Source organism: Streptomyces sp. NPDC104226 (assembly GCF_055584085.1).
The window spans coordinates 187,588-214,219 of sequence record NZ_JBVJMS010000007.1 but is presented as its reverse complement, the minus strand read 5'-3'; the positions used below and the strand labels follow the sequence as shown (position 1 = coordinate 214,219).

The window sequence follows — 26,632 nt, the reverse complement described above, 5'->3', positions numbered from 1 at the left end:
CCGCCGGTGCCGCCGGGCCGCCGGTGCCGCCGGGATGCGCCGGTCAGCCGCGGAAGACGGGGTACCCGTCGCCGTCGGCGTCGGACCCGCCCTCGGTGTAGCGGACTATCCCAGCACGGCGAGGGCGTCGATCTCGATCAGCAGGTCGCCGGGGAGGCCCACGTAGACGGTGGTGCGGGCGGAGGGGGCCGCCTTCAGGTTCTGCTCCTCGAAGTAGGCGTTGTAGATCTCGTTCATCTCTTCGAAGTGCGTGGTGTCGGTGAGGTAGACGCGCAGCATCATCACGTCGTCCCAGCCGGCGCCGCCCGCCTCCAGGACGGAGCGGACGTTCTCCAGCGTCTGGAGGGTCTGCTCGCGCAGGGTGGGGCCGGCGGGCGTGGGCTCCTGGCCGTCCACGTGCGGGAGGAAGCCGACCTGGCCGGCGACCTGGAGGATGTTGCCCTTGCGGACGCCGTGCGAGAACTTCGCGGGCGGGTCGGTGTGGGTGGCGGGGACGATCGCGATCTTGTCGGTCATGGCCTGTGTTCTTCCTGTTCCTGTACGGGGCCCGAGCCTGAGTACTCGCGGCCGATGGCGTCGGCGGTCTGCCGTACGAGCGGGAGGAGTTCGAGCAGCCCCACGACGGAGAGGACCACGCCGGGGGCGGAGACGGACATCGCGGCGACCACGCGGCCGTCGGGTCCGCGGACGGGGGCGGCCAGGCAGTTCAGGGACTCCTCGTGCCCGCCGATGTCCGTGGCCCACCCCTGGGCGCGTACGAGGTCCAGCTCGCGCAGGTACGCGTCGGCGTCGGGGGTGGAGCGGGAGGTGTAGGCCGGGTACTCGATGCGCGCGGCCAGGGCCCGGCGCTCCGGCTCCGGCAGGTCGGCGACGAGCAGCTTGGCCACGGCGGCGACGGTGAGGGGGACGGGCCGGCCGATGCGCGAGTACATCCGCACCGCGTAGCGGCTGTCGACCTTGTCCACGTAGACGACCTCGTCGTCCTGGTGGAGGGCGAGGTGCACGGTGTGGCCGGTGATCCGGTTCAGTTCCAGCAGGTGCGGGTGCGCGATGTCGCGGACGTCGAGGTTCTCGATGGACTCGGCGGCCAGCGCGAAGAGGGAGGCCCCGAGCCGGTAGCGCCCGTCGCCCTGCCGGTAGACGAAGCCGTGCTCCTGGAGGGTCCGCAGCAGCCGCAGGGCCGTGCTCTTGTGCACGTCGAGCACCTCGGCGACCTCGCCGAGCCCGGTGGGGCCCTTGGCCAGGGCAGGCAGGATCCGGAGCGCCCGCTCCACCGACTGGCTCACGCCGCCACCTCTGTATGGAATCGGGGCTCGGCCTGTCGGCCCGGCCCTGCCGACCCGGCCCCGTTGACCCGTCGTCACCCGGGATGTTAGACAGCATGCAGCAGTGCACGCAACGACTGTTGCACTGTACGCAACATCCGCAATGCCCCGGGAGGCACACGCACATGCCCAGCGACCCCGTCCAGGCACTCGCCCAGGAGCCGGTGGACCACCGGTTCAAGGGACTCCCCCCGGACGCCGGGCAGGCGGGCCTCACCGTGGGAGAGCTGACCGCCGAGCGGCGCAGCCTCTACACCGGCGGCTTCACGACGCCCGTGCTCACCCTCGACGCCGAGGCCCTGAGCCACAACCTCGCAGCCCTGGGCACCTACGCCGAGCGCCACAACCTGGCCTTCGCCCCGCACGGCAAGACCTGCATGGCCCCGCAGCTGTTCCGGCGTCAGCTGGAGCACGGGGCCTGGGGCATCACCGCCGCCGTCCCCCACCAGGCGCGCGTCTACCGGGCGTTCGGCATCCAGCGGATCTTCCTCGCCAACGAGCTCGTCGACGCCGCCGCCCTGCGCTGGGTGGCCTCCGAGCTCGCCGCGGACCCCGACTTCCGCTTCGTCTGCTACGTGGACTCCGTGCGCGGGGTCCAGCTCATGGACCGGGCCCTCCGGGGGCAGTCCCAGCGGGTCGACGTGGTCGTCGAGCTCGGCGCCGGGGAGGGCGCCCGCACGGGGGCCCGTACCGACGAGGACTGCCGGGCCGTCGCCGATGCGGTGGCGGGAACGGACACCCTGCGCCTGGTCGGCATCGCCGGATACGAGGCGGAGGTGCCCGGCGCCGACCCGGACTCCGTGCACGCCTACCTGCGCCGGCTCACCGCCCTGGCGGCCGAGTTCGACAAGGCGGGGCGGTTCGAGGGGGTCGGGGAGATCGTCGTCAGCGCGGGCGGCTCCGCCTGGTTCGACGCCGTCGCCGACGTGTTCGCCGAGCTGCCGGAGCTCTCGCGGCCGGTCCTGAAGCTGCTGCGCTCCGGTGCGTACGTCTCCCACGACCACGGCTGGTACACCCGCCTCACCCCCTTCAACCGGATCCCCGAGGAGGGCGGCCTGCGCCCCGCCTTCCGGCTCTGGACGCAGGTGGTCTCCCGGCCGTCCCCCACGCAGGCGTTCGTCAACGCCGGCAAGCGGGACATCGCCTACGACCTGGGGCTGCCCGAGGCCGAGCTCGTGCGCGATCCCCTGACCGGAGCCGAGCGCCCGGCCACCGGCATCCGCGTCCTCAAGCTCTCCGACCAGCACGCCTGGCTGGAAACGGACTCCGCCGAGGACGTCCAGGTCGGCGACTGGGTGGCGCTGGGCATGTCCCACCCGTGCACGATCTTCGAGAAGTGGCCGCTGATCCCGGTGGTGGAAGCCGACGGCACGGTCACCGAGTACGTCCGGACGTTCTTCTAGACGCCCGGCTCCCGAGGAGCGTTCCCACCACCATGGACCTGGTCATCCGAGGGGCCCGCGTCGTCGACGGCACGGGCGGGCCCTCCCACACCGCCGACGTCGCCGTCCACGAGGGCCGCATCGTCGAGGTGGGCGGCCGGATCGCGGGCGGCGGGCGGCGCACGCTCGACGCCCGCGGGCTCGCCCTGGCCCCCGGTTTCATCGACATGCACGCCCACAGCGACCTGGCCCTGCTGCGCGATCCGGACCACGGCGCGAAGGCGGCCCAGGGCGTGACCCTCGAAGTCCTCGGCCAGGACGGCCTGTCGTACGCCCCCGTCGACGACCGCACGCTGGCCGAGGTGCGGGCCGCCATCGCCGGCTGGAACGGCACGGGCGAGGACATCGACTTCGACTGGCGTGACGTCGGCGGGTACCTGGACCGGCTCGACCGGGCCCACGGCGGGCAGGGCATCGCCGTGAACGCCGCCTACCTGGTCCCCCAGGGCACCGTCCGTGCCCACGTCGTCGGCTGGGGCGACCGCCCCGCCACCCCCGCGGAGCTCGACCGGATGCGGGCGCTGGTCGCGGAGGGGCTCGCGCAGGGCGCCGTCGGCATGTCCTCGGGGCTCACCTACACCCCGGGCATGTACGCCTCCGGCGCCGAACTGGGCGAGCTGTGCCGGGTGGTGGCCCGCTACGGCGGCTACTACTGCCCGCACCACCGCTCGTACGGCCGCGGGGCCATGGCCGCCTACGCCGAGATGGTCGAGCTGACCCGCGAGGCCGGCTGCGCCCTGCACCTGGCGCACGCCACGATGAACTTCGGGGAGAACGAGGGCCGGGCGGGCGAACTGCTCGCCCTGCTCGACGGCGCACTGGCCGGCGGCGCCGACATCACCCTCGACAGCTATCCGTACACCCCCGGCTGCACCACCCTGGTCGCCCTGCTGCCCAGCTGGGCGAACGAGGGCGGACCCGAGGCGGTCCTCGCCCGGCTGCGCGACGACGCACAGGCCGAGCGGATCCGGTACGCGCTGGAGGTGGAGGGCGCCGACGGCTGCCACGGGGTCCCGGTCGACTGGTCGACGATCGAGATCGCCGGGACCACGGACCCGGCCTACGGGGCGTACGTCGGCACGCGCGTCCCCGACTGGGAGACGGCCCGGGCGCTGCTGCTGGGCGACCGGCTCGGGCCGAGCATCCTGCAGCACGTCGGGCACGAGGAGAACGTACGGGCGATCATGCGCCACCCGGTGCACACGGGCGGCTCGGACGGCATCCTGCAGGGCGCGAAACCGCATCCGCGGGCCTACGGCACCTTCCCGCACTACCTCGGGCAGTACGTGCGCGAGCTGGGCGTCCTGTCCCTGGAGGAGTGCGTCGCCCACCTCTCCGGCCGTCCCGCCGCACGGCTGCGGCTGCCGGACCGGGGGCTGGTGCGCGTCGGGCACCGGGCGGACCTGGTCCTCTTCGATCCGCTGACGGTCGCGGCCGGATCGACGTACGAGCAGCCGCGCGCGCTGCCGTCCGGGATCCCGTACGTGCTGATCGACGGGCGTTTCGTCGTACGGGACGGGCGCAGGACGGACGTCCTCGCGGGGCGGTCCGTCCGCCGGACCCCGTACGGCGGGCGCTGATCGGCCACGGATCGGCCGCCGACGGGCTGCCGGTCGGCCGATTGCCGCACATACGATGAGCAGCATGTACGCCTTTGTTCCCGCCGCTCTCTTCCTCGTCCTCTTCGGCGTGAGCGTCCGGGAGGACCGCCGGCGCTTCCGCAACGCGGTCTATCTGGGCCTCACCCTCATCTTCCTGTCCGTCGCCCTGCTCACCCTGGTCCCGAACCTGCCCGCCGGTCTCGACACGGCCGTCGTCGCGCTGGTCTTCCTGGTCCCGGCGCTCGGCACGATCGCGCTCGGGTTCTTCCTGATCGGCAACGCCGTGACGGTGATCCGCAAGGAGGGCCGCCGCCCGGCGCTCCTCTCCTTCGCGGCCGGGGTGGCGATCTTCGCCCTGATCGGGTTCGTCCTGATCCTGGGCAACCGGGGCTCGCAGTCCTGGGACGCGGTGGTGGTGGGCGTGCTCCTCCTGGCCGGGTACGTCTCCTTCCTCTTCCTCTGCTTCCTCGCCTACGCCTTCCTCTACGGCCGGATCAAGGTGCACGGGGACGTCGACTTCGTGGTGATGCTCGGCTCCGGCCTCATCGGCGGCGACCGGGTCCCGCCGCTGCTGGCCTCGCGGCTGCGCAAGGGCCGGGAGATCCACGACGCGCAGATCGCCCGCGGCGGGCGGGTGCCGCTGCTGCTGACCTCGGGCGGCAAGGGATCGGACGAGAAGCTCGCGGAGGCGCGGGCGATGGCCGACTGGCTGATCGCCCAGGGCGTGCCCCAGGACCACGTGCGGCTGGAGGACCGGTCCCGCACGACGGAGGAGAACCTCCTGTTCAGCCGCACGATCATGGAGGCGGCCGACCCCGGCTACCGCTGCGTGGTGGTCACCAACAACTTCCACGCCTTCCGCGCCGCGATGATGGCCCGCAAGGCCGGGGTGAACGGCCAGGTGCTGGGATCGCCGACGGCGGCGTACTTCTGGCCGAGCGCGACGATCCGGGAGTTCGTGGCGGTGTTCTGGGAGCACAGGACCGTGAACCTCGGCATCTGCGGGGCGGTCGTCGTCCTGACGGCCGCACTTGCGGCCCTCACGGCCTGAGCCGCGGCCCGGCCGGGGCCCGGCCCCGGTCCCGAGGTGCGTTCATGGGGGCGCGGCCGGAGGATGGGGGCCAGGGGGACACAGCAGGAGGTAGCCATGGACAGTGAATCGGACCAGCAGCCCCAGCGCCCCGCCCACCTCTACACGGGGTCGGAGCACCCGTTCGACCCTGAGGACCTCGTCATGGCACGCGGCCAGGACCCGACGCCGGAACGGGTCGAGAAGGCGCGCAAGCTGATCGAGAAGGAGGGCGCGAGGGCGCTCGAACGCTACCTCCCGTAGGTGGGCCCGGAGCGGGGCGGACCGGGCACCCGGTCCGCCCCGAGGTGCGCGGCGGACGGTGCGCATCCAGAATCGATGGATGCTCGTTAGCCGCTCGGGGGCCGAATCCGAAAGGACCGCAACGATGGCGATCGACTCCCCCACGACCGCGACCGGGACCCCGACCGCGACCCCCGACTGGGACCACCCGGCCGACCCGCCGACGGGCCAGCTCTCCACGCACGTGCGCACGTACGTGGACACCTCCGGCGCCGACGGGCACCTGTGGCACGGGGTTCCGACGCTGCTCCTGACCACCCTGGACCGGTTCTCCGGCCGGCCCGTCCGCACGCCGCTGATCTACGCGAAGGACGACGGACGCCACATCGTGCTGGCCACCGCGGCCGACGGCACGCCCGGCGTCCCCTCCTGGTACCGCAACCTCACCGCCCACCCCGAGGTCCGCCTCCAGGTCGGCGCCCTGACCGCGCAGGCCCGCGCACGGACGGCGACCCCGGCGGAGCGGGAGACGTACTGGGAGGCCGTGACCGCCCTGTGGCCCGCCTACGAGGACCACCAGTCGGCGGCCGCACCCCGCGAGATCCCCCTGGTGATCATCGAACGCTGAGCCGGCCTAGCCGGCCTGGCGCTGCGGCCGGGAGCGGACCCATGCGGCGAAGTCCTCCATGCCGTCGATGAGGGCCTCGAAGCGGAAGGAGTGGAAGAGGTCGAAGGCGTGGTGGCCGCCGGGGAGTTCGACGTACACGACCGGCGAGGTGGAGACGGAGCGCAGGGCCGTGACGAGGGCCTTGGGGTTGTCGGTGTCCACCAGCTCGTCCAGGTCGCCGTGCGCGATGAGGAACGGTGGCGCGTCCGCCCGGGCGAGGTTGACCGGCGAGGTCGCCGGGTCCCCGTCGAAGTACACCCCGAGGTAGCCGTTGAGGGCGATGGCGGCGGTCACCGTGGTGTCCGCCTCCTCGAACCCGGGCTGGTAGGCCGGTTCGTTGGGGGTGAGGGCGGCGAGCGCCGCCATGTGGCCGCCCGCGGAACTTCCCGATACGAACACGCCCGCCGCGGGGTCCGCGCCGTACGCCGTGGCGTGCTCGCGGGCCCAGGCGATGACCTTCTTCGCGTCGATCAGGTGGTCCGGGTGGGAGAAGGCGGGCCGCAGACGGTAGTTGGCGCTGATGCAGACCCAGCCCCGGCTCGCGAGCCGGTAGAGCAGGGGCAGTGACTGGGTGTTCTTGCGTCCCTGGTCGTAGTGGCCGCCGTGGAAGTGGATCAGTACGGGGCCGCCCTCGGGGCGCGCGCGGTGGTGGTAGACGTCGAGGAGGTTGCGGCGGCCCGCGTCCCCGTACGCGAGGTCGCCCACCCGTGTGACGTCGCCGCGGCGGCGGAACACGGGCCGGAGCAGGATGCGCGCCAGGGGCGGCCTGCGGCGGGTGGCGGCTCCGGCACCGAGCGCCTCGTCCAGGGCGCCCCTGACCAGCGGCGCCGTCCGTATCCCCCGGCGGGCGGCCACCACGAGCCCGGCGGCCGCGACGGCGGCCAGAGCCACGGCCGCCCGGTCGGCAGCCGTGGCGATGTCGCCCTCCGCGAAGGCCAGCGCCGTGGAGGCGGTCAGCGCGTAGAGGGCGACGTGCGGTATCTCGTTGAAGACCAGGCCGAGCCGGTAGCTGAAGAAGAAGAGTGGCTTCGGCCCGCGGATGCGCACCAGGCAGAACACCGCGATCACCGCCGCCAGCACAGCGGTCAACGCATAACCCACAGCCATCGGAACCACTCCCCCGCGACGCCAGTGCCGAAGTACCCCTCTGTGGTTCCACGGAGGAAGCGCCGGCGAAACCGCCTGGTGCCGCGCCGGGCGCCGCGACCCCGTGGACCTTTCCGGTCGCGGCACCAGGCACTAGGCGAAGTCGTACACCGTGACCGGTATCCCCTGCGCGCACAGCCCGTCCCGGACCAGCGGGCCGACGCGGGACCACGTGCCGCCGGCCAGTCCGCAGCCGATGCGGGGCATGTGGACGGAGGCACCCCGTTCCACGGCGTGGCCCGCCAGGCGGGCGAGGCACTGCTCGATCGCCTCGTACCGGACGGGCGGGCCGCCGCTGCCGGTGCGGATGCCGTGCTGGCCGATCATGTTCGCGACCCAGGTGTCCGGGCGGACCTGGACGAGCTGCACCGCGCCCAGCGCGAAGTCGTTCCCGCTGCGACCCCTGTGCCACGCCCGGTACGCGGCCTCCGGCTCGCTCCAGCGCTTCGAGAGGGCGAGGACGAAGCCCTTGCCCCAGCCTCCGCGGTCGTTGCAGACGTGCGCGATGATCTTCGGCCCCCGGGCCTGCGGACTGCTCGCGTCCCCCCGGACGATCGTTGGCTCGTGCATGCCGATCCCCCCTTTCCCCTGTCCGGAAGGTACCCGGACCCTCTGACAGCGCCGGAAGGCACGGGGAGGGGAGGGGCTTGGGGCCTCAGCCTTCGGGTCGTTGGTCCGCAGTCTTTACGACCATGGGTTTATGCCGTTTTAACCGTGTTACAACTGGAACATCGCGCTGCAAATAGCGCATTTTCCTTAGCTGTTGCCCAGCCCACACAAGCGCTGCCTGCCTTGGCAACACACCCCGTTTCCTCTGGAGGAAGCAACCGTGAGTACAGCCGAGCAGACGGCCCCGTCTGCCAAGAAGAACTCCGCCGCCATGGCGGTCATGCAGCGCCTCGGCCGCAGCCTCATGCTGCCGATCGCCGTGCTGCCGGCCGCCGCGCTGCTGATGCGCTTCGGTCAGCCGGACATGCTGGGCAGCGACTCGCTGCCGAGCTGGTGCAACGAGATAGCCAAGTACATGGCCGCCGGCGGCGGCGCCATCTTCGACAACCTGGCGCTGCTCTTCGCCGTCGGCATCGCGGTCGGCTACGCCAAGAAGGCCGACGGCTCCACCGGTCTCGCGGCCGTCGCGGGCTACCTGGTCTTCGCCAAGGTGCTGGGCACCTTCACCGACGGCAACGTGCCGCAGATCGAGAAGGTCGTCGAGCACAAGGTCGCCCTCGTGGACGCCCCGGTCAACGCCGGCGTGCTCGGCGGTGTCGTCATGGGCGTCGTCGTCGCCCTGCTGTACCAGAAGTTCTACCGGACCAAGCTGCCGGACTGGGCGGGCTTCTTCGGCGGCCGCCGCCTCGTCCCGATCATGTCCTCCCTCGCGGGTCTGGTCATCGGCATCGTCTTCGGCCTCATCTGGCCGGTGCTCGGCAAGGGCATCCACGGCTTCGGTGAGTGGCTGGTCAACTCCGGCGCCGTCGGCGCGGGCATCTTCGGTGTCGCCAACCGTGCGCTGATCCCCGTCGGCATGCACCACCTGCTGAACTCCTTCCCGTGGTTCCAGGCGGGCGAGTACAACGGCGCCCACGGCGACATCGCCCGCTTCCTCGCCGGCGACCCGAGCGCCGGACAGTTCATGACCGGCTTCTTCCCGATCATGATGTTCGCCCTCCCGGCCGCCTGCCTCGCGATCGTGCACTGCGCCCGCCCCGAGCGCCGCAAGGTCGTCGGCGGCATGATGTTCTCCCTCGCGCTCACCGCCTTCGTCACGGGCATCACCGAGCCGATCGAGTTCACCTTCATGTTCATCGCCCCGGTGCTGTACGCGATCCACGCGGTCCTGACCGGTGTCTCGATGGCGCTGACCTGGGCGCTCGGAATGAAGGACGGCTTCGGCTTCTCGGCCGGCGCGATCGACTTCTTCCTCAACCTCGGCATCGCGTCGAACCCGTGGGGTCTGGCCGGCATCGGCCTCTGCTTCGCCGCGCTGTACTACGTCATCTTCCGCTTCGCGATCACCAAGTGGAACCTGCCGACCCCGGGCCGCGAGTCCGACGAGGAGCTCGCCGAGATCCTCAAGGCCGAGGCGAAGTAACCGTGCCCACGACGCAGCGCACTCCCGGGCGGGGAATGCCTTGCGAGGAGCGGCGCGAGCTGATCGCCGGAGCGGTGCGGGCCAACGGCCGCGTCCGGGTCGCGGACCTCGTACGGGAACTGGGCGTCAGCCGGATGACCGTCCACCGGGACCTCCAGCACCTGGACGCGCAGGGCCGGATACGCCGGATCCGCTCCGGGGCGACGATCGCGGCTCCCGCCGCGGACGCCGCGCCCGCCACGGCCTGAGCGCCACCCGAAAGCGGGGGCGGGGCACCACCGACCGACCGGTGGTGCCCCGCCCCTTTCGCGTTCCTCAGGCCCGTGCCGTCGCGACCAGCAGCCCGCGCCACCGGGTGCGCTCCGCGACCAGGCAGGCCGCCGCGAGGGCCGTCACCGGGACCGCCGCCCACACGGGCCAGGCGGACCAGGAGGCCGCCACGGCCACGACGAGCTGGAGCAGCACCAGCGCGATCGTCACCGTGCCCGGCACCGCGACGATCACCTGGGCCTTGTCCCCCGGCGTGGAGAACACCGTGGGCAGGCCGATCAGCAGCACCACGCTCGCCACCGCCGCCGTCACCGACCAGCCGGCCAGCGCCCACGGGGCCGCCACCCAGGCGCACAGCTCGGTCGCGAAACGCAGCACCGAGGGGAGGTCCGCCTTCGGTCCCGTCCCCGGTCCCGTCCCCGATGCACCCGGTGCGCCCCATCCGCCCGGTGCGCCCGGTCTTGCGTCGTCCATCTCCCGCGTCCCCCGCTCTCCTTGATCACTGCCGCGCGCCGCAGACACCTTAGGAGCCGACAGGGTGACGAGCGCAACACCGTTCCCGGGCCCTCCGCTCGGCCCACTCATTCCGCAGGCCGGAGCGGGGCCGCGGCCCCGGTTTCCAAGGGCTCGTGGCGCCCGTACCCAAGCTTTGCGCGAAAGGGGACATATCGGTCTGCCGCCCGCCCCTGGGCTCCGGGTCAAATAGCGGAGCGCGCCCGCATCGGGACCCGTAAGCTCCCGTCATGCAGGTGATCCAGTCAACGAAACTCGCCAATGTCTGCTACGAGATCCGCGGCCCCGTCCTCGAAGAGGCGATGCGGCTCGAAGCAGCAGGTCATCGCATCCTCAAGCTCAACACCGGCAACCCCGCGGCCTTCGGCTTCGAGTGCCCGCCGGAGATCCTTGAGGACATGCTCCGCAACCTGGGCAACGCCCACGGATACGGTGACGCGAAGGGCCTGCTCTCGGCGCGCCGTGCGGTCATGCAGCACTACCAGACCAAGGGCATCGACCTGGACGTCGAGGACGTCTACATCGGCAACGGGGTCTCCGAGCTGATCCAGATGTCGATGCAGGCGCTGCTCGACGACGGCGACGAGGTGCTCGTCCCGGCGCCGGACTACCCGCTGTGGACCGCGTCCGTCAGCCTGGCCGGCGGCACCGCCGTGCACTACCGCTGCGACGAGCAGTCCGACTGGATGCCGGACCTCGCCGACATCGAGCGCAAGGTCACCGACCGGACCCGCGCGATCGTGATCATCAACCCGAACAACCCGACCGGCGCCGTCTACGACGACGAGATGCTGCGCGGGCTGACGGACATCGCCCGCCGCCACAACCTGATCGTCTGCTCGGACGAGATCTACGACCGGATCCTCTACGACGGAACCACGCACACCAACACCGCCGCCATCGCGCCGGACCTGCTGTGCCTGACCTTCAACGGGCTCTCCAAGAACTACCGCGTCGCCGGCTACCGCTCGGGCTGGATGGCGGTGTGCGGGCCCAAGAAGCACGCCTCGTCCTACATCGAGGGCCTGACGATCCTGGCGAACATGCGGCTCTGCGCCAACATGCCCTCGCAGCACGCCATCGCCACCGCCCTCGGCGGACGCCAGTCGATCAACGACCTGGTGCTGCCCGGCGGGCGGATCCTGGAGCAGCGCGACACGGCGTACGAGCTGCTGACGCAGATCCCCGGCATCACCTGCGTGAAGCCGAAGGGCGCGCTGTACCTGTTCCCGAAGCTGGACCCGTCCGTCTACAAGATCAAGGACGACCGGCAGATGGTCCTCGACCTGCTCCGCGAGGAGAAGATCATGGTCGTGCACGGGACGGGCTTCAACTGGCCCGAGCCCGACCACTTCCGGATCGTGACCCTGCCCAACGCGAAGGACCTCGCCGACGCGGTCACCCGGATCGGCAACTTCCTCGACGGGTACAGCCAGCCGTAGCCGCGAGCCGTGACTACGCGGCTGCGACGAGTCCCGCGGACAGGGCCTCGGAGATCGCGGCGACGTGGTGGTAGGCCTGCCCGGCGGCGGCGAGCACCCGGTCCTGCTCGCCGGGGCCGGGCAGCGCCGCGTTCAGGCGCGCGGTGAAGCGGGCCCAGCGCTCGCGGTCGCCGCTGGCGTAGTACGCCACGCCGTCCGTGCCGGGCAGCCCGTAGGCCTCGGCGACGTACCGGCGCAGGATCGTGCCGCCGAGCGTGGAGCCCTCCAGCACGTAGAGGAACCCGAGCAGGGCCGGCGGGTCCGAGGCCGCGGCCGCGCGGATCTCCCGTACGAGGGCGTCCGCCGGGGCGGCCGCGGTGGACGCCGGGAAGACCCCGTCCTCGGCGAAGTACATCAGGTCGCGGTCTATGCGGGGGAGCTTGACCAGCTCCGCCGACCACACCGAGGTGACGCACGGGTCCGTGGCGCGGGAGAGCTCGGCCTCCAGCGCCGCCAGGACCCGGCGGTAGGCGGCGAGCTGGGTGACGTACCGGTCGAGCGGGAGCGTCCCGGCGAGCATCGCGAGGGAGAAGGGCGTGCCCTCCAGCTCCTGGTGCCGGCCGCGGGTGCTCGCCCGGATGCGGTCGACGAGCGTGTGGCGGTCCGTGGGGCTCATGCGCCTCCACCCTTCAGCAGCGTCGCGTGCAGCCGGTCGATGAGGTGGCCCTTGCGTTCGATCGTCACGTCGAAGTAGCGGGCGCTCCGCTCGGAGCGGCACACGCCGCGGACCGCCTCCATCGCCGAGCGCTTCAGCTCCACCGCCTCCGCCGCGAGGACGAGGAGCGTGCGGTCCAGCTCCGGATGACCGAGCACGAACTCCTTCAGCCGCGGCCCCACCAGCTCGCCCGAAGCCCGCAGCCCGGCGGGCGCGGAGTCGAGCAGTTCGAGGAGGACCCGGTTGCTCAGCTGGCCGAAGTCCTCGTGGGTGGCGCGGCCGCAGAACCCGGGCACGAAATCGGTCAGGTCGTTGAAGAGCTGGCTGGCCAGTCCGAGGCGGCGCATGGCCTCGTCGAGGACCCGGCGCTCGTCCTCCACGACGCCCAGGGCCGCCACCGCCGCGTCCAGCGGCATCCGGAAGAGCGTGCCCGTCTTGAGCGCGGCCATCGACTCCCAGAAGGCGATCCGCTCGCCGCGGGGCGCGGCCGGCAGTTCGGCGCGGGTGGCCGCGGTGCGCGTGGAGACGTCGACGGCCTGGCCCGTCAGGCCCCGGCCGACCGACTGCAGCAGGCTCCGTACGACGGCCGGGTCGGCCGCGTGCTCCAGGGCCGCGGTGATCAGCAGGGAGCCCGTGTTGAGGGCGAGCGGGATGCCGTGGGTGACGTGGAGGGCGGGCTCGCCGTAGCGGACGCCGCTGCCGTCCTGGATGTCGTCGAGGACGACCGCGGCCTTCAGCAGGACGCGCACCGCCACGGCCGCGCGGCGGACCGCGGCCAGGTCCGCGGCGGAGTCTCCCCCGCCGGACCCACCGGACCCGCCGGACCCGTCGGCCTCACCGGCCTCGCCCGGGAAGCCCCGGTAGTTGCGGTAGGCCCAGAACACCATCGAGGGCCGCAGCGGGGCCCGGCCCTCGGGCGCTCCCGCGGTGGGGGCCAGGGCCTGCTGGCCCACCTTCGAGCCGACGGCATCGGCGACCGGGACGTACAGGGAACGGGCCAGCGCCGCCTCGTACACCGATTCCGGTGCGGACGGCGCGGTGGTCAAGGAGGCCAGGAAGGCTGCCAGGTCGCTCTCCAGGAGCGCCGCGTCGCTCCGTACGACTGCCTCTACTGCCTCTGCGCCCGATATGCCTGACGCGCCCGACGCGTCTGCGGCCCCAGCCATTCCGTCCCCCGAGCGTCACACCAGTCGGGTCACCTGCCCCGAAAGGAGAAGAGTCGGCATTGCCCCCCGGCCATGGCAAGACACATTCAAGCCGACACACAGGACCAAGATTCAGCTCAACTTTAGAACGAATCCAATGTAGGATGGTCCTCTGACCACGCAGGAGGACTCCATGTACGAGCCGATTCGCACCAAGGCGGTCGACCCCCGCATAGGCGTCCACCCCGGCGACTACCCCCGCAGCAGCCGCTCCGAAGCACTGGACATCCAGCTCGCCGGGCACCTCGCCGCACTGCTCACCGTCACCGACGAGCTCGGCCTCGACGAAGCCGCCGCCGTCGTCGCCGCCCAGGTGACCCGCCTGCGCGGAGCCGAGCCCGCCCGCGCGCCCCGGCGGCCCGGCCGGGAGCACGACGCCGAGGCCACGGCCGTGCTGCACCAGCGCGCCCACGATCTTGCCGCCCGCGCCCTGCTCGTCGCCGCGTCCCGCGCCGACACCACGGTGGCGATCCTCGCCGCCGAGCGCATGGACGCGCACGCCGCCGCGCTCGACCTCGTTGGCGCCCACTGACGGCCCCGGTCCGGGGCCGCGGAGGCTCCGGACCGGGCGCCATGCCCTGCGGGGCTTGAACCTGCAACCCGCTTCGCCGCTGCCCGGCGGACGCGCCTGCCCTGCGGGCGGAGTCCCCTACCCGCCCTTCCACCGTTCCCCGGGCGCTGCCCGGACCCGAAGAGATCGCCTCAAACGCCGGCGGGGCTGGGGATGTCGCCCGCGGGGCTGGGAACGTCGCCGGCGGGGCTGGGGATGTCGCCGGCCGGGAGGGATGTGGCCGGGGTGAACTCGGCCGCCGCGACGCCGCACCAGGGGGCCGTCGCCGGGGGCCAGAGCGGGCCGACCGCTTCGGCTTGTTCCGTCGCGGCCGGGCGGACGCCCGGGATCTTCACCAGGACCTGCGGACCCCGGTCGGCGGGACCCGGCACCGGCTGTTCGCGGAACTCCACCGTGACCACGTACGCACCCGGCTCCGGGAAGCCGTTGACCGCCTCGACCGAGGCCACCACGCGTCGGCTCACCGGGTCGATCCGGCAGTCGGTGATCCGTACGTCGTCCGGCGCGGCCCCCGCCGGCCGCACCGCCGGCCGCCCTCCCGCCCATACGTACAGCCCCAGCGGGGCGAAGACCAGCAGTCCCGCCACGAACACCAGGGCGACCAGCCAGCCCTGCCACTTCAACGCGCTCACGCCACCCATGGGACGATCCTCCCGGCCCGCCGCCCCGGGAACCAGCACCACAGGGCCCACACAGCATTTCGAAGTGGGACCGCCTGGTCACCTCTCGTTCACTCAACTCCGCGCGGAATGTGGGTTTCCGCGAGCACTCTGCACCCGTGAGACGCATCCTAGGAATCGCCCTGGCGGTCCTCCTGGTCGGTGGCGTGATAGTCGTCATCGCCCTCGGAGGACAGAAGCCGGAGGGCACGGCAACGAAGACCGTGCGTGGCGTCATCGGTTCGGAGAAGTCCGAGTTCTTCCGCGACCCCGACGTCGTCAAGGCCCTTGCAGACAAGGGCTACACCGTGAAGACCGAAACCTCGGGATCCTGGGCGATGGACCAACTCGCCCTCAAGGACTTCGACTTCGCCTTCCCCAGCAGCACGGAACCGGCCGCGGGAATCGAGGAGAAGGCGGGCGTGCAGGGCGCCCAGACCACCAAGCCCTTCTTCTCCCCGCTCGTCGTGATCGCCCGCTCCAACGCGGCCAAGGTGCTCAGCGAGCACGGCCTCGCGAAGATGAACGGCAAGAACACCGGCACCCTCCTCCTCGGCCCCTTCCTGAAGGCCGCCGCCGAGGACAGGAAGTGGCAGGACCTCCAGGGCGGGACCAACGCCTACCCCGAGCTGGTCGGCACCGTGTTCGTCAAGACCACCGACCCCACCACCTCCAACTCGGGCGCCCTCTTCCTCGCCACCACCTCGAACGTCGCCAACGGGACGGCCGTCGTCTCCGACGACGCCGCCATCGAGCGGACCGCCCCCCTGATGAAGAAGCTGATCTCCGTCCAGGGCGCCCTGGAGCAGAGCACCGACGGCCCCTTCCGCGCCTTCATCAGCGGCAGCGGAGAACCGCTCATCCTCGCCTACGAGTCCCAGGTGGCGAGCCTCCTCCAGCAGAAGCAGGTAACGGGCGACGTCGCAGGCATGGTGGTGCTGTACCCCGACACCACCGTCAACTCCCCGCACACCTTCGTACCGATCAGCGAGAAGGCCAAGGAGCTCGGCACCCTGCTGGCCACCGACCCGAAGCTGCGCTCGCTCGTGATCCGCCACGGGTTCCGGCCGACGGAGGGCGTGGCCGAGTTCACCGCGGCCACCGCGCCACACACCGCGTACCTCAACGCGGAGCTGACCGGCCTGCGCCAGGTCAGCGCACCGACCGTCAAGGTCCTGATGGCGCTGGCCGCGCGGGCCAAGGGATAGGGGGACCGACCGTCATGACACTGACACCGCCCGAGAACGCCCCGCTCGTCCTCACCGCCCCCGAGCCCGTGGCCCCCGTCCGGCGGGAGCAGGCCTCCGGCCTGGTACCGCTCCAGGACGGGGTGCGCGAGGAGATGGCCCGCCGGGCCGGGGAGTACGTCGGCTCGCTGGCCGGCATCGACAGCCGCTCCCCCGAGTTCGCGAACCGCATCGGGGAGATCGCCGGCCTCGGCGCCGCCGACATCCGCGGCGCCGCCCAGCAGTCCAACCGCATGCTGGACCGGGCCGTACGCTCCCTCGGCGCGGACGGCGGCGGCGACGCCCAGGCCCGCGTCGCGGGCTCGCTCGTCGAACTGCGCCGCACGGTCGAGGACTTGGACCCGAGCGACGGCAACTCCGCGAAGGGCGTGCGCAAGCTCCTCTCCAAGCTGCCCGGCGGCAACAAGTTCCGCGACCACGTGGCCAAGTACGCCTCCTCGCAGGCCACCCTCAACCGGATCGTCGGCGCGCTGCGCGGCGGCCAGGACGAGCTGCGCCGCGACAACGCCGCCCTGCACACCGAGCGCGCCCGCCTGTGGGAGACCATGGGCAAGCTCCAGGAGTACGCAGTGCTCACCGAGGCCCTGGACGCGGCCGTCGAGCAGCGGATCGGCGAGCAGAGCGACCCGCAGCAGGCCGACGCGCTGCGCGTGGACGTGCTGTTCCCCGTACGGCAGAAGCACCAGGACCTGCTGACCCAGCTGGCCGTCTGCGCCCAGGGCTACCTGGCGATGGACGTGGTCCGCCGCAACAACGAAGAGCTGATCAAGGGCGTCGACCGGGCCGCGACCACGACGGTGTCCGCGCTGCGGATCGCCGTGATGCTGGCGCAGGCACTGAACACGCAGGGCGAGGTCATCAAGCAGATCGACACCCTGCGCGACACCACGGAGGGCCTGATCCGCGGGAACGCGGAGATGCTGTCCACGCAGAGCGGGGAGATCCAGCGGATCGCCGCCGACCCGGCCGTCGGTGCGGAGACGCTGCGGACGGCCTTCGCCCAGATCTACAAGACCCTCGACACCATCGACACCTTCAAGGTGCAGGCCACCGAGAACATGGCCGCCACCGTGGAATCCCTGACCGGCGAACTGCAGCAGGCCTCCGCCTACCTGGCGCGCACCCGCACCGCCGGCTCCCTGGAAGGCGGCGACGCCCGATGAACGGCATGAACATCCGCGGCGCGGTGCTGCGCAGACGGCTGGCCGCGGCGGTGGCGCTCGCCGCCACCCTGCTCGGGGCGAGTGCGTGCACGGAGGACTCCGATGCCCCGAAGCCGAAGCAGACCGCGTACCAGGAGGGCAGGCTGCGCGTCCTGGCCTCCAGCGAGCTGTCCGACATGGACGAGGTGCTGAAGGCGGCGAAGGCCGCCACCGGGGTCGGCGTGGAGCTGACCATGTCGGGCACCCTCGATGCGGTCGAGCAGATCGCCTCCGGCAAGGCGGACGGCAAGTACGACGCCATCTGGCTCTCCTCCAACGACTACCTGCGGCTGCGGCCCGAGGCCGCGGGGAAGCTGTCGAGCGAGACCCCGGTGATGTCCTCGCCCGTCGCCCTCGGCGTGAAGCCCGAGGCGCTGGCCCGGCTCGGCTGGAAGCCCGAGTCGGTGACCTGGTCGGCGGTCCACGAGGCCGTGGCCGGCGGGAAGCTGACGTACGGGATGACCGACCCGGTGCGCTCCAACTCCGGTTTCTCCGCCCTGGTCTCGGTGGCCTCCGGGCTTTCCGGCGCGCAGGCGGCGCTGACCGACGCCGACGTGGCGAAGGCGCAGCCGCTGCTGAAGGGGTTCTTCACCGGGCAGAAGCTGACGTCCGGCTCCTCGGGCTGGCTGGCCACGGCGTACACCCAGCGCGGGGACGTGGACGCGCTGGTGAACTACGAGTCGGTGCTGCTGTCCATGAACCGGGACGCCAAGACGAACCTGACGGTGATCCGGCCGCTCGACGGCGTCGTCACCGCCCACTACCCGCTGACCCTGCTGACCTCGGCCCCGGCCGGGGCCCGCGAGTCGGGGCGGGCGCTGACCGAGTACCTGAGCGGCGCCGAGGCGCAGAAGGCGATCACCGAGAAGACCTTCCGGCGGCCCGTCGCGGCCGGGGTGACCCCGGCGGCCGGGCTGAACCCGGACAAGCGGCGCGAGCTCCCCTTCCCGGGCACCCGGTCGGTGGCGGACGGGCTGCTGGCCAGCTACGAGAACGAACTGCGCCGGCCCTCGCGGACGGTGTACGTGCTGGACACCTCGGGCTCGATGGCCGAGGAGGACCGGATCGGGCGGCTGAAGTCGGCGCTCACCGACCTTACGGGGACGGGGAGTTCGGGTACCGGGGAGCGGTTCCGGGACCGTGAGGAGGTCACGCTGCTGCCCTTCGGCGACAAGGTGAAGAAGGTCCTGACGCACACGGTCGAGCCCGGCAATCCCGGGCCCGCCCTGGACGCGATCCGGGGGGACGTGAAGTCGCTGCAGCCCGACGGGGGCACGGCCATCTACAGCAGTCTGCAGGCGGCGTACCAGCACCTGGGCAAGGGCAACGCGGACGCCTTCACCTCGATCGTGCTGATGACGGACGGCGAGAACACCGCGGGCGCCGGGGCCAAGCAGTTCGACGCCTTCTACGCGGGGCTGCCCGAGGCGCAGAAGCACACCCCGGTCTTCGCGGTGCTGTTCGGCGACTCGGACCGCAAGGAACTCGCCCACATCACCGAACTGACCGGCGGGCGGCTCTTCGACGCCACCGACGGCAACGGTTCGCTGGACGGAGCCTTCGAGGAGATCCGTGGCTACCAGTAGGCCGCTCGGCGCGCGGCTCCTCGGATTCCTGGAGTCGAAGAAGAACCTGGCCGGCAGCGCCTGCGGGCTGGTCGGGGTGGGCCTGACCCTCACGGGGGTGGCCGGCACGTACTGGCCGGTGGTGGTCGCCGGGCTGTACGGGGCGGGCGCGCTCGTCGCCCCGCCGGAGGTGCCGGCCCCGCCGGTGCCGCCGGAGCCCGCCGAGCAGCTGGGCTTCGTACGGGAGGACTTCGCGCGGCTGCAGGGGTACGTCGGCGAGGTGGACCTGCCGGCGGAGCCCGCCGAGGTGCTGACCGGGCTGCTGGAGCTGTACGCGGCGATGCTGGAGCCGGGCTGGGTGGCGGGCGTCCTGGCCGCCGACCCGGAGGCGGTGCACGCGCTGACCCGGGCCATCCGCACGGACGTGCCGGAGTGCGTGGACACCTACAACCGGACCCGCTGGTGGACCCGGCTCACGGCGGGCGGCGAATCGCCCGAGCGCCACCTGGAGCGGCAGCTGACGCTGCTGCGGGAGGAGGCGGAACGCATGACGGCGGACCTCCGTGAAACGGAGGCCCGCCGTCAGCAGACGCACACGACCTATTTGGAAGGCCGCAGGGAATCCTGAGTCGGGGAATCCCGCGTCAACCCGTGGCCGGGGACAGCCGGCCGCAGGAGTTCGGTGGGGCGAGGGCCCTGGGGCCCGGCCGGAGGCGGATCAGCCCAGGCGCTCGACGAGCGCCTCGTACTGGTCCCACAGCTCCTTCGGCGTGTGGTCGCCGTAGGTGTTCAGGTGCGCCGGGACCAGCGAGGCCTCGTCGCGCCAGACCTCCTTGTCGACCGTGAGCAGGAACTCCAGGTCGGCGGTGGGCAGGTCCAGGCCGTCGGTGTCCAGGGAGGCGACGGTCGGCAGGATGCCGATCGGGGTCTCCACGCCCTCGGCGGAGCCGTCGAGGCGGCCGACGATCCACTTCAGGACGCGGCTGTTCTCGCCGAAGCCGGGCCACACGAACTTGCCCGCGTCGTTCTTGCGGAACCAGTTCACGTAGTAGATCTTCGGGAGCTTGGACTGGTCCTTGTCCTTGGCGACGTCGACCCAGTGACCCATGTAGTCGCCCATGTTGTAGCCGCAGAACGGCAGCATGGCGAAGGGGTCGCGGCGCAGCTCGCCGACCTTGCCCTCGGCGGCGGCGGTCTTCTCGGAGGCGATGTTCGAGCCGATGAAGACGCCGTGGTTCCAGTCGAAGGACTCGGTGACCAGCGGCACGGCGGAGGCGCGGCGGCCGCCGAAGAGGATCGCGGAGATCGGGACGCCCTTGGGGTCCTCCCACTCGGAGGCGATCGTCGGGCACTGCGAGGCGGGGACGGCGAAGCGGGCGTTGGGGTGGGCCGCCGGCGTCTCGGACTCCGGGGTCCAGGCGTTGCCCTTCCAGTCGACGAGCTGCGCGGGCGCCTCTTCGGTCATGCCCTCCCACCAGACGTCGGAGCCGTCCGGGGTGAGCGCGACGTTGGTGAAGACGGTGTTGGCGTACATGGTCTTCATGGCGTTGGCGTTGGTGTGCTCGCCGGTGCCGGGGGCGACGCCGAAGAAGCCGGCCTCGGGGTTGATCGCGTAGAGGCGGCCGTCCTCGCCGAAGCGCATCCAGGCGATGTCGTCGCCGACGGTCTCCACGGTCCAGCCGGGGATGGTCGGCTCGAGCATGGCGAGGTTCGTCTTGCCGCAGGCCGAGGGGAACGCGGCGGCGATGTACTTCGACTCCCCCTGCGGCGGGGTGAGCTTCAGGATCAGCATGTGCTCGGCGAGCCAGCCCTCGTCGCGGGCCATGACGGACGCGATGCGCAGGGCGTAGCACTTCTTGCCGAGCAGGGCGTTGCCGCCGTAGCCCGAGCCGTAGGACCAGATCTCACGGGTCTCGGGGAAGTGCGAGATGTACTTGGTGGTGTTGCAGGGCCACGGCACGTCGTCCTGGCCTTCGGCGAGCGGAGCGCCGAGGGTGTGGACGGCCTTGACGAAGAACCCGTCGGTGCCGAGCTCGTCGAGGACGGCCTGTCCCATCCGGGTCATGGTGCGCATGGCGACCGCGACGTAGGCGGAGTCGGTGATCTCGACGCCGATCGCGGAGAGCTCCGAGCCGAGGGGGCCCATGCAGAAGGGGACGACGTACATCGTGCGGCCCTTCATGGAGCCGCGGAAGATGCCGCCCTCCTCGCCCTTGCCGGCGAAGAGCTCCTTCATCTCGGCCGGGGCCTTCCAGTGGTTGGTCGGGCCCGCGTCCTCCTCCTTCTCGGAGCAGATGAAGGTCCGGTCCTCGACGCGCGCGACGTCGGAGGGGTCGGAGGCGGCGTAGTACGAGTTCGGGCGCTTGGCCGGGTCCAGCTTCTTGAAGGTGCCCTTGGAGACGAGCTCCTCGCAGAGGGCCTCGTACTCGGCCTCCGAGCCGTCACACCAGACGATGCGGTCAGGCTGGGTGAGGGCTGCGATGTCACCGACCCAGGAGATGAGCTCCTGGTGCTTGGTGGGGACGTCGGAAGTGGTGCCAGCCGCGATGTCGCGCGCCACGATCGCTCCTTGTTGAGGGGTTTGATTTGTGATTGCCCCGTGGGGGCCGCGACCCGGACGCTTCGCGCTCCGCTCATCCGGTGTCGACCGCACTCATCTGATCATCCGGTGCGTGTGCGCATATGTCCAGGGGGCTTCTCACGTGAGCATCGCCACTCCGGTCAATCTTCCGTAAAGCGCACTAACGGAAACCTACGCAACCGTAGGTAGCATGGCCGGTATGACTTCCGACGCCGCTGCCGTGGCCGCTCCGATGGTCGAAGCCGCCGATCAGGAGGCCAAGCCGCTCATGCGCGGCTGGCTCCACACCGGCATGTTCCCGGCCGTGGTGATCGCCGGCCTCGCCCTGATGGCCTTCACGGACTCGACCCGGGCCCGCGTCGCGTGCGGGGTGTACATCCTCACCGCGTGCCTGCTCTTCGGAGTCAGCGCCGTGTACCACCGCGGTACGTGGGGCCCGCGCGGCGAAGCGATCCTGCGGCGGCTCGACCACGCCAACATCTTCCTGATCATCGCGGGCACCTACACCCCGCTGACCGTGCTGCTCCTCCCCGACTCCACCGGGCGGACGCTGCTGTGGGCGGTCTGGATCGCGGCCGCGGCCGGCATCGCGTTCCGCGTCTTCTGGGTCGGCGCCCCGCGCTGGCTGTACACCCCCTGCTACATCGCCATGGGCTGGGCGGCGGTCTTCTTCCTCCCCGACTTCATGCGCACCGGCGGCATCGCCGTCCTGGTGCTGGTCATCGTCGGCGGCCTGCTCTACAGCGTCGGCGGCGTCATCTACGGCATCAAGCGCCCGAACCCCTCCCCGCGCTTCTTCGGCTTCCACGAGGTCTTCCACTCACTGACCCTGGCCGCCTTCGTCGCCCACTACGTGGGCATCTCGATCGCCGCCTACCAGCACTAGAGGACTCCCCGTGCCCGACTACGACCCCTCCGCCGTGAAACTCAGCCCCAACCCGCGGGTGCGCGACCAAGCCGTCCGGTACGAGGAATCGGGCGGCACGCAGGACACCGACACGAACGGCTCGCCCTGCCTGCTGCTGGACTACCGGGGCCGCGTCAGCGGCGAGTGGCACCGCACCGTCCTCATCTACGCCGAGGACGGGGACAGCCGGCTGATCGTGGCCTCCAACGGAGGCTCCGACAAGCACCCCCTGTGGTTCGCGAGCGTCGAAGCCCACCCCGAGGTGCACGTGCGGGTCCTGGGCGAGCGGTTCCGCGCCCGGGCCGACACGCTGCCCCCGCAGGAGAAGGCCCGCGTCTGGCCCCTCCTGCTCGCCGTGTTCCCCCGGTACGAGGAGTACCAGAACGGAACGGACCGGGACATCCCGGTGATCCGGCTCCGCCGGGCCTGAACCACGGAACGCGTCCCGGGGCCCGAGCCCCGGGACGCGCACCCCCGGTCGGCGACGCCCGCCGACGGGCACCTACCCGCAGGCGTATCCGTCACCGTCCGGGTCCAGGCGGAGCGGATCGCTGCCGTTGACCTTCAGGCGCGCCGGGTACTTGTGGGCGGCCAGCCAGTCGCAGCGGGCCTTCGTCGTCGCCTTCACCTCCGCCGGGAACCGCGTGGGCACGCACACGTTGGCCGTCCCGTAGTGCCGGTCGCAGCCGGCCACGTTCGGGGCCACCGGGGCCGAGTCCCGCTTCGCGGCGTTCTGCTTCGGGGCCGCCAGCTCGCTCGCGAAGGTGTGCTCGTGCGCGGACGGGGGCTCGGCGGCGGCCGCCAGCGCCGACGGGCCGCCCAGGTGCACCCACTTGGCGATCGACGGGACGCCGTTCGCGTCGACCGCGAAGAGCATGTACCAGCCGGGCGGAGCCAGGTTCGGGTTGCTGGTGACGTTCAGGTCGACGGTGGTGCCGTTGACGACCGTCAGCGGCAGGTCCACGAACCGCTGGTTCGGGTCCGAGGAGTGGGTGACCGCCGCCGGACGGATCAGCTCCGCCTTGGCGACCGCCCGGTCGACGGTGATCCGCTGCGTGTCCCCGTACGTCCACTGGCTGTCGATCACCGAGGTGATCTGCGGGCGCGCCCCCTTGAAGAGGTACGGCGGGGTGTAGATCGACACGTTGTGGTTGTACGTGCCGTTGCCCGGGTTGTCGCCGACCGACATGACGCGGCCGTCCGGCATCAGGAACGACGCCGAGTGGTACGTCCGCGGGATCGGGTCGGTGGCCAGGCCCGCCTGGTAGGTGTTGGTGGTCGGGTCGAAGAACGAGGCCTCGTACACCGGGTCGGCCCGGTCGTGCAGCCCGCCGCCGGTCTCCAGCACCTTGCCGTCCGGCAGCAGCACCGCCGACACGAACATCTTGCCCTCGGCGCCGGTCTGCGGCCGCTTGCCCTGACCCTGGTCGACCAGGCCCTGGGGGATGTCCGGGCCGGCCGTGTAGGCGGGGCTCGGCTTCTTCAGGTCGATGATGTCGGTGAGCCGGTTCGCGGCCGGGTTGCGCTCGTTGTTGCCGCCGCCGATGGTCAGGACCCGCTGGTCCTGGGCCGGGGGCAGCAGCACGCTCGCCGACTCGTCGCGCTCGTCCTTGTTCCGCAGGCCGGGTACGTCGGTGATGGTGTTGGCGTCGTAGTCGTAGACCGAGGCGCCGGTGCCCGGGGTGCCGTTGCCGAAGGTGTGGCTGCCCGAGTAGAAGAGCCGCCCGTCCTGCATGAGGATCATCGACGGGTACAGGCCCCAGTACGACCAGGTCTGGTTGACCTCGTTCATCGGCAGCCACTTGTTCTGCGCCGCCGAGAACTTCTCCGCGGTCACGTCGCCCGTGGAGTCCTCCTTCAGACCGCCGAAGGAGATCACGTCACCGTTGCCGAGGATCGTCGCGGACGGGTACCAGTGCCCGCCGTTCATGTCGTTCGTCTTCGTGTACTTCTCGGTCGCCGGGTCGAAGGTGTACGAGTCCTTCAGCCCCTGGTAGCCGATGGTGCCGTCCGCGGAGGGATAGCCCTTGTTGCCGCTCATCACCAGCACCCGGCCGTCGGACAGCTGGACGTGGCCGGAGCAGAACATGTCCACGGGTGTCGGGATCGTCTTGAACGAGCCGTTCGCCGGATCGTAGACGGCGGAGGTGAAGGTGCCCGCGTTGAACTGGGCGATGTCGTTGCCCGAGCCCGCGATCAGCAGCACCTTGCCGTTCTTCAGCACGACGGCGTGCATCGAGCGCACCGGGTTCTTGGCGGCGATCACCTCCCACTTGCCCTTGGCGCACTCCGTGGCCGTGCCCGTGCAGGTGGGCTGCGGCGGGGTGACGCCGACCTCCTCCAGCGTGTAGTCGTCGGTGGTGAGCGTGCCCACCCCGTAGACGGACAGGCCCCACACGATCTGGTCGGTGTTCGGCGGGACCGCCGGCGTACGGACCGACGTGCGCGCCCACGCGGCGCTGACCGGGGGATTCTGCAGGTCGGTCCAGTACTGCCAGCCGGCCGTCGTGTCGTGGCGGAACACCGTCACCGACACGTCCGGGGTGTTCGACTTGTACCAGGCCGACAGGTCGTACTGTCTGCCCGGCACGACCGTCGGGGCGCAGGTGCCGTTCTCGGTGACCAGGGCCTTGCGGTCGCCGTCCACCCGGCGGGTGAGCGAGACCCTCATCGCCTTGGTGCCGGAGTGTGCGTCGGCGACGGTCGCGAAGGTGAAGTCGTTGTCCCCCCAGCCGGACTTCGACCAGCAGGACGGCATGTCGGAGCCGGCCGGGCCGGCGGTTTCGAAACCGGGGTTGGTGAGCAGGTTGGGCGGTCCGGCCGTGGCCGGCTGCGGTGCGCTCAGCAGCAGGCCCGCGGTCATCGCCCCGACGGCCAGCAGTGCGGCCCGCCACCGTGCCCTGCCCCGGATCTTCCTTCGCATGGGGAGCATCCCTTCGTGCGGCTCAACGCGTGCGGTTCGACTCGTGCGGCTCAACTCGTGTGCGTGCGGCCCGCCTTGCGCGGGAGGTAGACGAGCGCCTCCGTCGCCGCGAACCGCAGGACGAAGGTGGTGACCAGGGCGAGCGCGGTCGCGGACAGCACCCCGAAGCCCCACGTGCCGACGAACACCGCGATCAGGGGGATGCGCAGCAGCAGATCGGCATTGGCCAGCAAGGTGAAGCGGCCGAGGCGGTCGGCCCAGTGCCGGTGCCGGCGCCGGTCGCGGAACAGCAGGGTCTCGATGAGGAGGAAGTTCCACAGCACCCCGGCCTGGTTCGCCACCACCTCGGCGAGCAGGTAGTTCATGCCGGTGTGCGTGAGCATCCACAGCGCGGCCAGGTTCGGGACGAAGCCGGAGAGCCCGACCAGCCCGAAACCGATCATGCGGGCCAGCGGGGTCGCGGAGCGCAGCGAGGCCAGGTGGGTGAGGAAGCGCAGGCCCTCGCGGGCGGTGGACTTCGACTCCCCCGAGAAGCGGTCCTGGAAGACGAAGGGCACCTCGGCCACCCGTCCCGGCCGGCAGCGCACGGCCAGCTCCAGCAGGATCTTGTAGCCCAGCGGCTTCAGCGCCTCCTGGGTGACCGCCGAGCGGCGCATCGCGAAGAACCCGCTCATCGGGTCGCTGATCCCGCGCAGGGCGCGCGGGAAGAGCCCTTTGGTCAGCCAGGTCGCTCCGCGCGAGACGGCGATCCGGTAGCTTCCGGCGAGCCCGGCCCGGCTGCCCCCGGCGATGTAGCGGGAGGCCACGACCAGGTCGGCGCCGGTGCGCGCGCCCTCCCCGACGAGCTCGGGGACCAGGTGGGGCGGGTGCTGGAGGTCGGCGTCCATGACGACGATCCAGTCGGTGTCCGCCCGGCCGATCCCTTCCACGACGGCCCCGCCGAGCCCGCCGTCGGGGCTGTCGCGGTGCAGGACCTCCACCGGGAAGGCGCAGGCCGGGGCGGCCTTCTCGATGACGGACGGGGTGTCGTCCGTGGAGTCGTCGACGAACAGCACCGAGACGGGGAGGTGGGCGGGGAGCGCGGCGGCGAGCCGGCTCAGCAGCTCCTCGATGTTCCCGGACTCGTTGAAGGTCGGGATGATGAGGGTGACGCTGCCCGGGGCGGGTGCCTCGCCGGCGGCCTCCGGCAGGTGCGGGGCGTTCGGTTCGTGCAGGGCGTCCAGGGCATCCAGGGCGTGCGGGGTCCGGAGGTCTTCGCTCATGCCGGT

The 26,632-nt window shown here is 71.6% G+C and carries 26 protein-coding genes; 15 read left to right on the top strand and 11 right to left on the bottom strand.

Annotated elements, in window-relative coordinates:
- Positions 1-105: 105 nt before the first annotated feature.
- Together ACZ60J_RS22905 and ACZ60J_RS22900 are read right to left on the bottom strand one after the other, a co-directional pair.
- On the bottom strand, positions 106-516 hold the full coding sequence (locus tag ACZ60J_RS22905; protein WP_469684432.1) for a RidA family protein: 411 nt from the start codon (positions 514-516) through the stop codon (positions 106-108).
- Entirely contained in the window at positions 513-1,286 is a 774-nt protein-coding gene (locus ACZ60J_RS22900) for an IclR family transcriptional regulator (RefSeq protein WP_469684430.1), read from the bottom strand. The genes ACZ60J_RS22905 and ACZ60J_RS22900 overlap by 4 nt, the downstream gene beginning before the upstream one ends.
- 164 nt (positions 1,287-1,450) lie before the next feature.
- Here ACZ60J_RS22900 and ACZ60J_RS22895 point away from each other — a divergent pair, with 164 nt between their 5' ends.
- The 5 genes from ACZ60J_RS22895 (at position 1,451) to ACZ60J_RS22875 (ending at position 6,308) form a co-directional block, all read left to right on the top strand.
- A complete protein-coding gene (locus ACZ60J_RS22895) occupies positions 1,451-2,728 on the top strand; it encodes an amino acid deaminase (RefSeq protein WP_469684428.1) in 1,278 nt (425 codons plus the stop codon).
- A gap of 32 nt (positions 2,729-2,760) precedes the next feature.
- Positions 2,761-4,347 (top strand): N-acyl-D-amino-acid deacylase family protein, encoded by a 1,587-nt coding sequence (locus tag ACZ60J_RS22890; RefSeq protein WP_469684426.1) that lies wholly within the window; start codon positions 2,761-2,763, stop codon positions 4,345-4,347.
- Between the two features lie 64 nt (positions 4,348-4,411).
- Positions 4,412-5,419: a YdcF family protein gene (locus ACZ60J_RS22885; RefSeq protein WP_469684424.1), complete on the top strand. Its 1,008-nt coding sequence runs from the start codon at positions 4,412-4,414 to the stop codon at positions 5,417-5,419.
- Positions 5,420-5,515: 96 nt separating this feature from the next.
- Positions 5,516-5,701, top strand: a complete 186-nt coding sequence (locus tag ACZ60J_RS22880) for a hypothetical protein (RefSeq protein ID WP_274549281.1) — start codon at positions 5,516-5,518, stop codon at positions 5,699-5,701.
- 124 nt (positions 5,702-5,825) lie between these two features.
- Entirely contained in the window at positions 5,826-6,308 is a 483-nt protein-coding gene (locus ACZ60J_RS22875) for a nitroreductase/quinone reductase family protein (RefSeq protein WP_469684422.1), read from the top strand.
- Between the two features lie 6 nt (positions 6,309-6,314).
- On the opposite strand, the gene ACZ60J_RS22870 is transcribed toward ACZ60J_RS22875, so the two are convergent.
- Together ACZ60J_RS22870 and ACZ60J_RS22865 are read right to left on the bottom strand one after the other, a co-directional pair.
- The gene (locus ACZ60J_RS22870) at positions 6,315-7,454 is read right to left on the bottom strand and encodes an alpha/beta hydrolase (protein ID WP_469684420.1); all 1,140 of its coding nucleotides are present in this window, start codon (positions 7,452-7,454) and stop codon (positions 6,315-6,317) included.
- Between the two features lie 132 nt (positions 7,455-7,586).
- Entirely contained in the window at positions 7,587-8,063 is a 477-nt protein-coding gene (locus ACZ60J_RS22865) for a macro domain-containing protein (protein ID WP_469684418.1), read from the bottom strand.
- A 310-nt stretch (positions 8,064-8,373) separates the two neighbouring features.
- Here ACZ60J_RS22865 and ACZ60J_RS22860 point away from each other — a divergent pair, with 310 nt between their 5' ends.
- Both ACZ60J_RS22860 and ACZ60J_RS22855 read left to right on the top strand, forming a co-directional pair.
- Positions 8,374-9,585, top strand: coding sequence for a PTS transporter subunit EIIC (locus ACZ60J_RS22860; protein WP_469684869.1), 1,212 nt, complete (start codon positions 8,374-8,376; stop codon positions 9,583-9,585).
- A 2-nt stretch (positions 9,586-9,587) separates the two neighbouring features.
- Complete coding sequence (locus tag ACZ60J_RS22855; RefSeq protein WP_469684416.1) at positions 9,588-9,833, top strand: DUF977 family protein; 246 nt, start codon at positions 9,588-9,590, stop codon at positions 9,831-9,833.
- A gap of 67 nt (positions 9,834-9,900) precedes the next feature.
- Here ACZ60J_RS22855 and ACZ60J_RS22850 read toward each other — a convergent pair whose 3' ends face one another.
- Positions 9,901-10,233, bottom strand: coding sequence for a hypothetical protein (locus tag ACZ60J_RS22850; RefSeq protein ID WP_469684414.1), 333 nt, complete (start codon positions 10,231-10,233; stop codon positions 9,901-9,903).
- Positions 10,234-10,598: 365 nt separating this feature from the next.
- Here ACZ60J_RS22850 and ACZ60J_RS22845 point away from each other — a divergent pair, with 365 nt between their 5' ends.
- Entirely contained in the window at positions 10,599-11,810 is a 1,212-nt protein-coding gene (locus tag ACZ60J_RS22845) for a pyridoxal phosphate-dependent aminotransferase (protein ID WP_469684412.1), read from the top strand.
- Positions 11,811-11,823: 13 nt separating this feature from the next.
- Here the strand turns inward: ACZ60J_RS22845 and ACZ60J_RS22840 are convergent, their stop codons facing one another.
- Entirely contained in the window at positions 11,824-12,465 is a 642-nt protein-coding gene (locus ACZ60J_RS22840; protein ID WP_469684410.1) for a biliverdin-producing heme oxygenase, read from the bottom strand.
- On the bottom strand, positions 12,462-13,670 hold the full coding sequence (locus tag ACZ60J_RS22835) for a polyprenyl synthetase family protein (RefSeq protein WP_469684408.1): 1,209 nt from the start codon (positions 13,668-13,670) through the stop codon (positions 12,462-12,464). Before ACZ60J_RS22835 ends, ACZ60J_RS22840 begins: the two co-directional genes overlap by 4 nt.
- Before the next feature lie 172 nt (positions 13,671-13,842).
- Between ACZ60J_RS22835 and ACZ60J_RS22830 the strand changes: the two genes are divergently transcribed.
- Positions 13,843-14,241 carry an SCO4983 family protein gene (locus ACZ60J_RS22830; RefSeq protein WP_469684406.1) on the top strand — a complete coding sequence of 133 codons (399 nt, stop codon included), beginning with the start codon at positions 13,843-13,845 and terminating at the stop codon, positions 14,239-14,241.
- A 170-nt stretch (positions 14,242-14,411) separates the two neighbouring features.
- On the opposite strand, the gene ACZ60J_RS22825 is transcribed toward ACZ60J_RS22830, so the two are convergent.
- Positions 14,412-14,912 carry a hypothetical protein gene (locus tag ACZ60J_RS22825; protein WP_469684404.1) on the bottom strand — a complete coding sequence of 167 codons (501 nt, stop codon included), beginning with the start codon at positions 14,910-14,912 and terminating at the stop codon, positions 14,412-14,414.
- Positions 14,913-15,058: 146 nt separating this feature from the next.
- On the opposite strand from ACZ60J_RS22825, the gene ACZ60J_RS22820 reads away from it, so the two are divergent.
- The 4 genes from ACZ60J_RS22820 to ACZ60J_RS22805 are packed head-to-tail and all read left to right on the top strand — an operon-like array spanning position 15,059 to position 19,581.
- A complete protein-coding gene (locus tag ACZ60J_RS22820) occupies positions 15,059-16,147 on the top strand; it encodes a hypothetical protein (RefSeq protein WP_469684402.1) in 1,089 nt (362 codons plus the stop codon).
- 14 nt (positions 16,148-16,161) lie between these two features.
- A complete protein-coding gene (locus ACZ60J_RS22815) occupies positions 16,162-17,349 on the top strand; it encodes a toxic anion resistance protein (protein WP_469684400.1) in 1,188 nt (395 codons plus the stop codon).
- Positions 17,346-18,974: a substrate-binding and vWA domain-containing protein gene (locus tag ACZ60J_RS22810; protein WP_469684398.1), complete on the top strand. Its 1,629-nt coding sequence runs from the start codon at positions 17,346-17,348 to the stop codon at positions 18,972-18,974. Before ACZ60J_RS22815 ends, ACZ60J_RS22810 begins: the two co-directional genes overlap by 4 nt.
- Complete coding sequence (locus tag ACZ60J_RS22805) at positions 18,961-19,581, top strand: hypothetical protein (protein ID WP_469684397.1); 621 nt, start codon at positions 18,961-18,963, stop codon at positions 19,579-19,581. The genes ACZ60J_RS22810 and ACZ60J_RS22805 overlap by 14 nt, the downstream gene beginning before the upstream one ends.
- A 90-nt stretch (positions 19,582-19,671) precedes the next feature.
- On the opposite strand, the gene ACZ60J_RS22800 is transcribed toward ACZ60J_RS22805, so the two are convergent.
- On the bottom strand, positions 19,672-21,513 hold the full coding sequence (locus ACZ60J_RS22800) for a phosphoenolpyruvate carboxykinase (GTP) (protein WP_469684396.1): 1,842 nt from the start codon (positions 21,511-21,513) through the stop codon (positions 19,672-19,674).
- Positions 21,514-21,733: 220 nt separating this feature from the next.
- On the opposite strand from ACZ60J_RS22800, the gene trhA reads away from it, so the two are divergent.
- Entirely contained in the window at positions 21,734-22,420 is a 687-nt protein-coding gene (trhA, locus tag ACZ60J_RS22795; RefSeq protein WP_469684394.1) for a PAQR family membrane homeostasis protein TrhA, read from the top strand.
- A gap of 10 nt (positions 22,421-22,430) precedes the next feature.
- Positions 22,431-22,871 (top strand): nitroreductase/quinone reductase family protein, encoded by a 441-nt coding sequence (locus ACZ60J_RS22790; RefSeq protein WP_469684392.1) that lies wholly within the window; start codon positions 22,431-22,433, stop codon positions 22,869-22,871.
- A gap of 72 nt (positions 22,872-22,943) precedes the next feature.
- On the opposite strand, the gene ACZ60J_RS22785 is transcribed toward ACZ60J_RS22790, so the two are convergent.
- Positions 22,944-25,364: a galactose oxidase-like domain-containing protein gene (locus ACZ60J_RS22785; RefSeq protein ID WP_469684390.1), complete on the bottom strand. Its 2,421-nt coding sequence runs from the start codon at positions 25,362-25,364 to the stop codon at positions 22,944-22,946.
- A gap of 50 nt (positions 25,365-25,414) precedes the next feature.
- The gene (locus tag ACZ60J_RS22780; RefSeq protein WP_469684388.1) at positions 25,415-26,626 is read right to left on the bottom strand and encodes a glycosyltransferase; all 1,212 of its coding nucleotides are present in this window, start codon (positions 26,624-26,626) and stop codon (positions 25,415-25,417) included.
- Positions 26,627-26,632 lie beyond the last annotated feature (6 nt).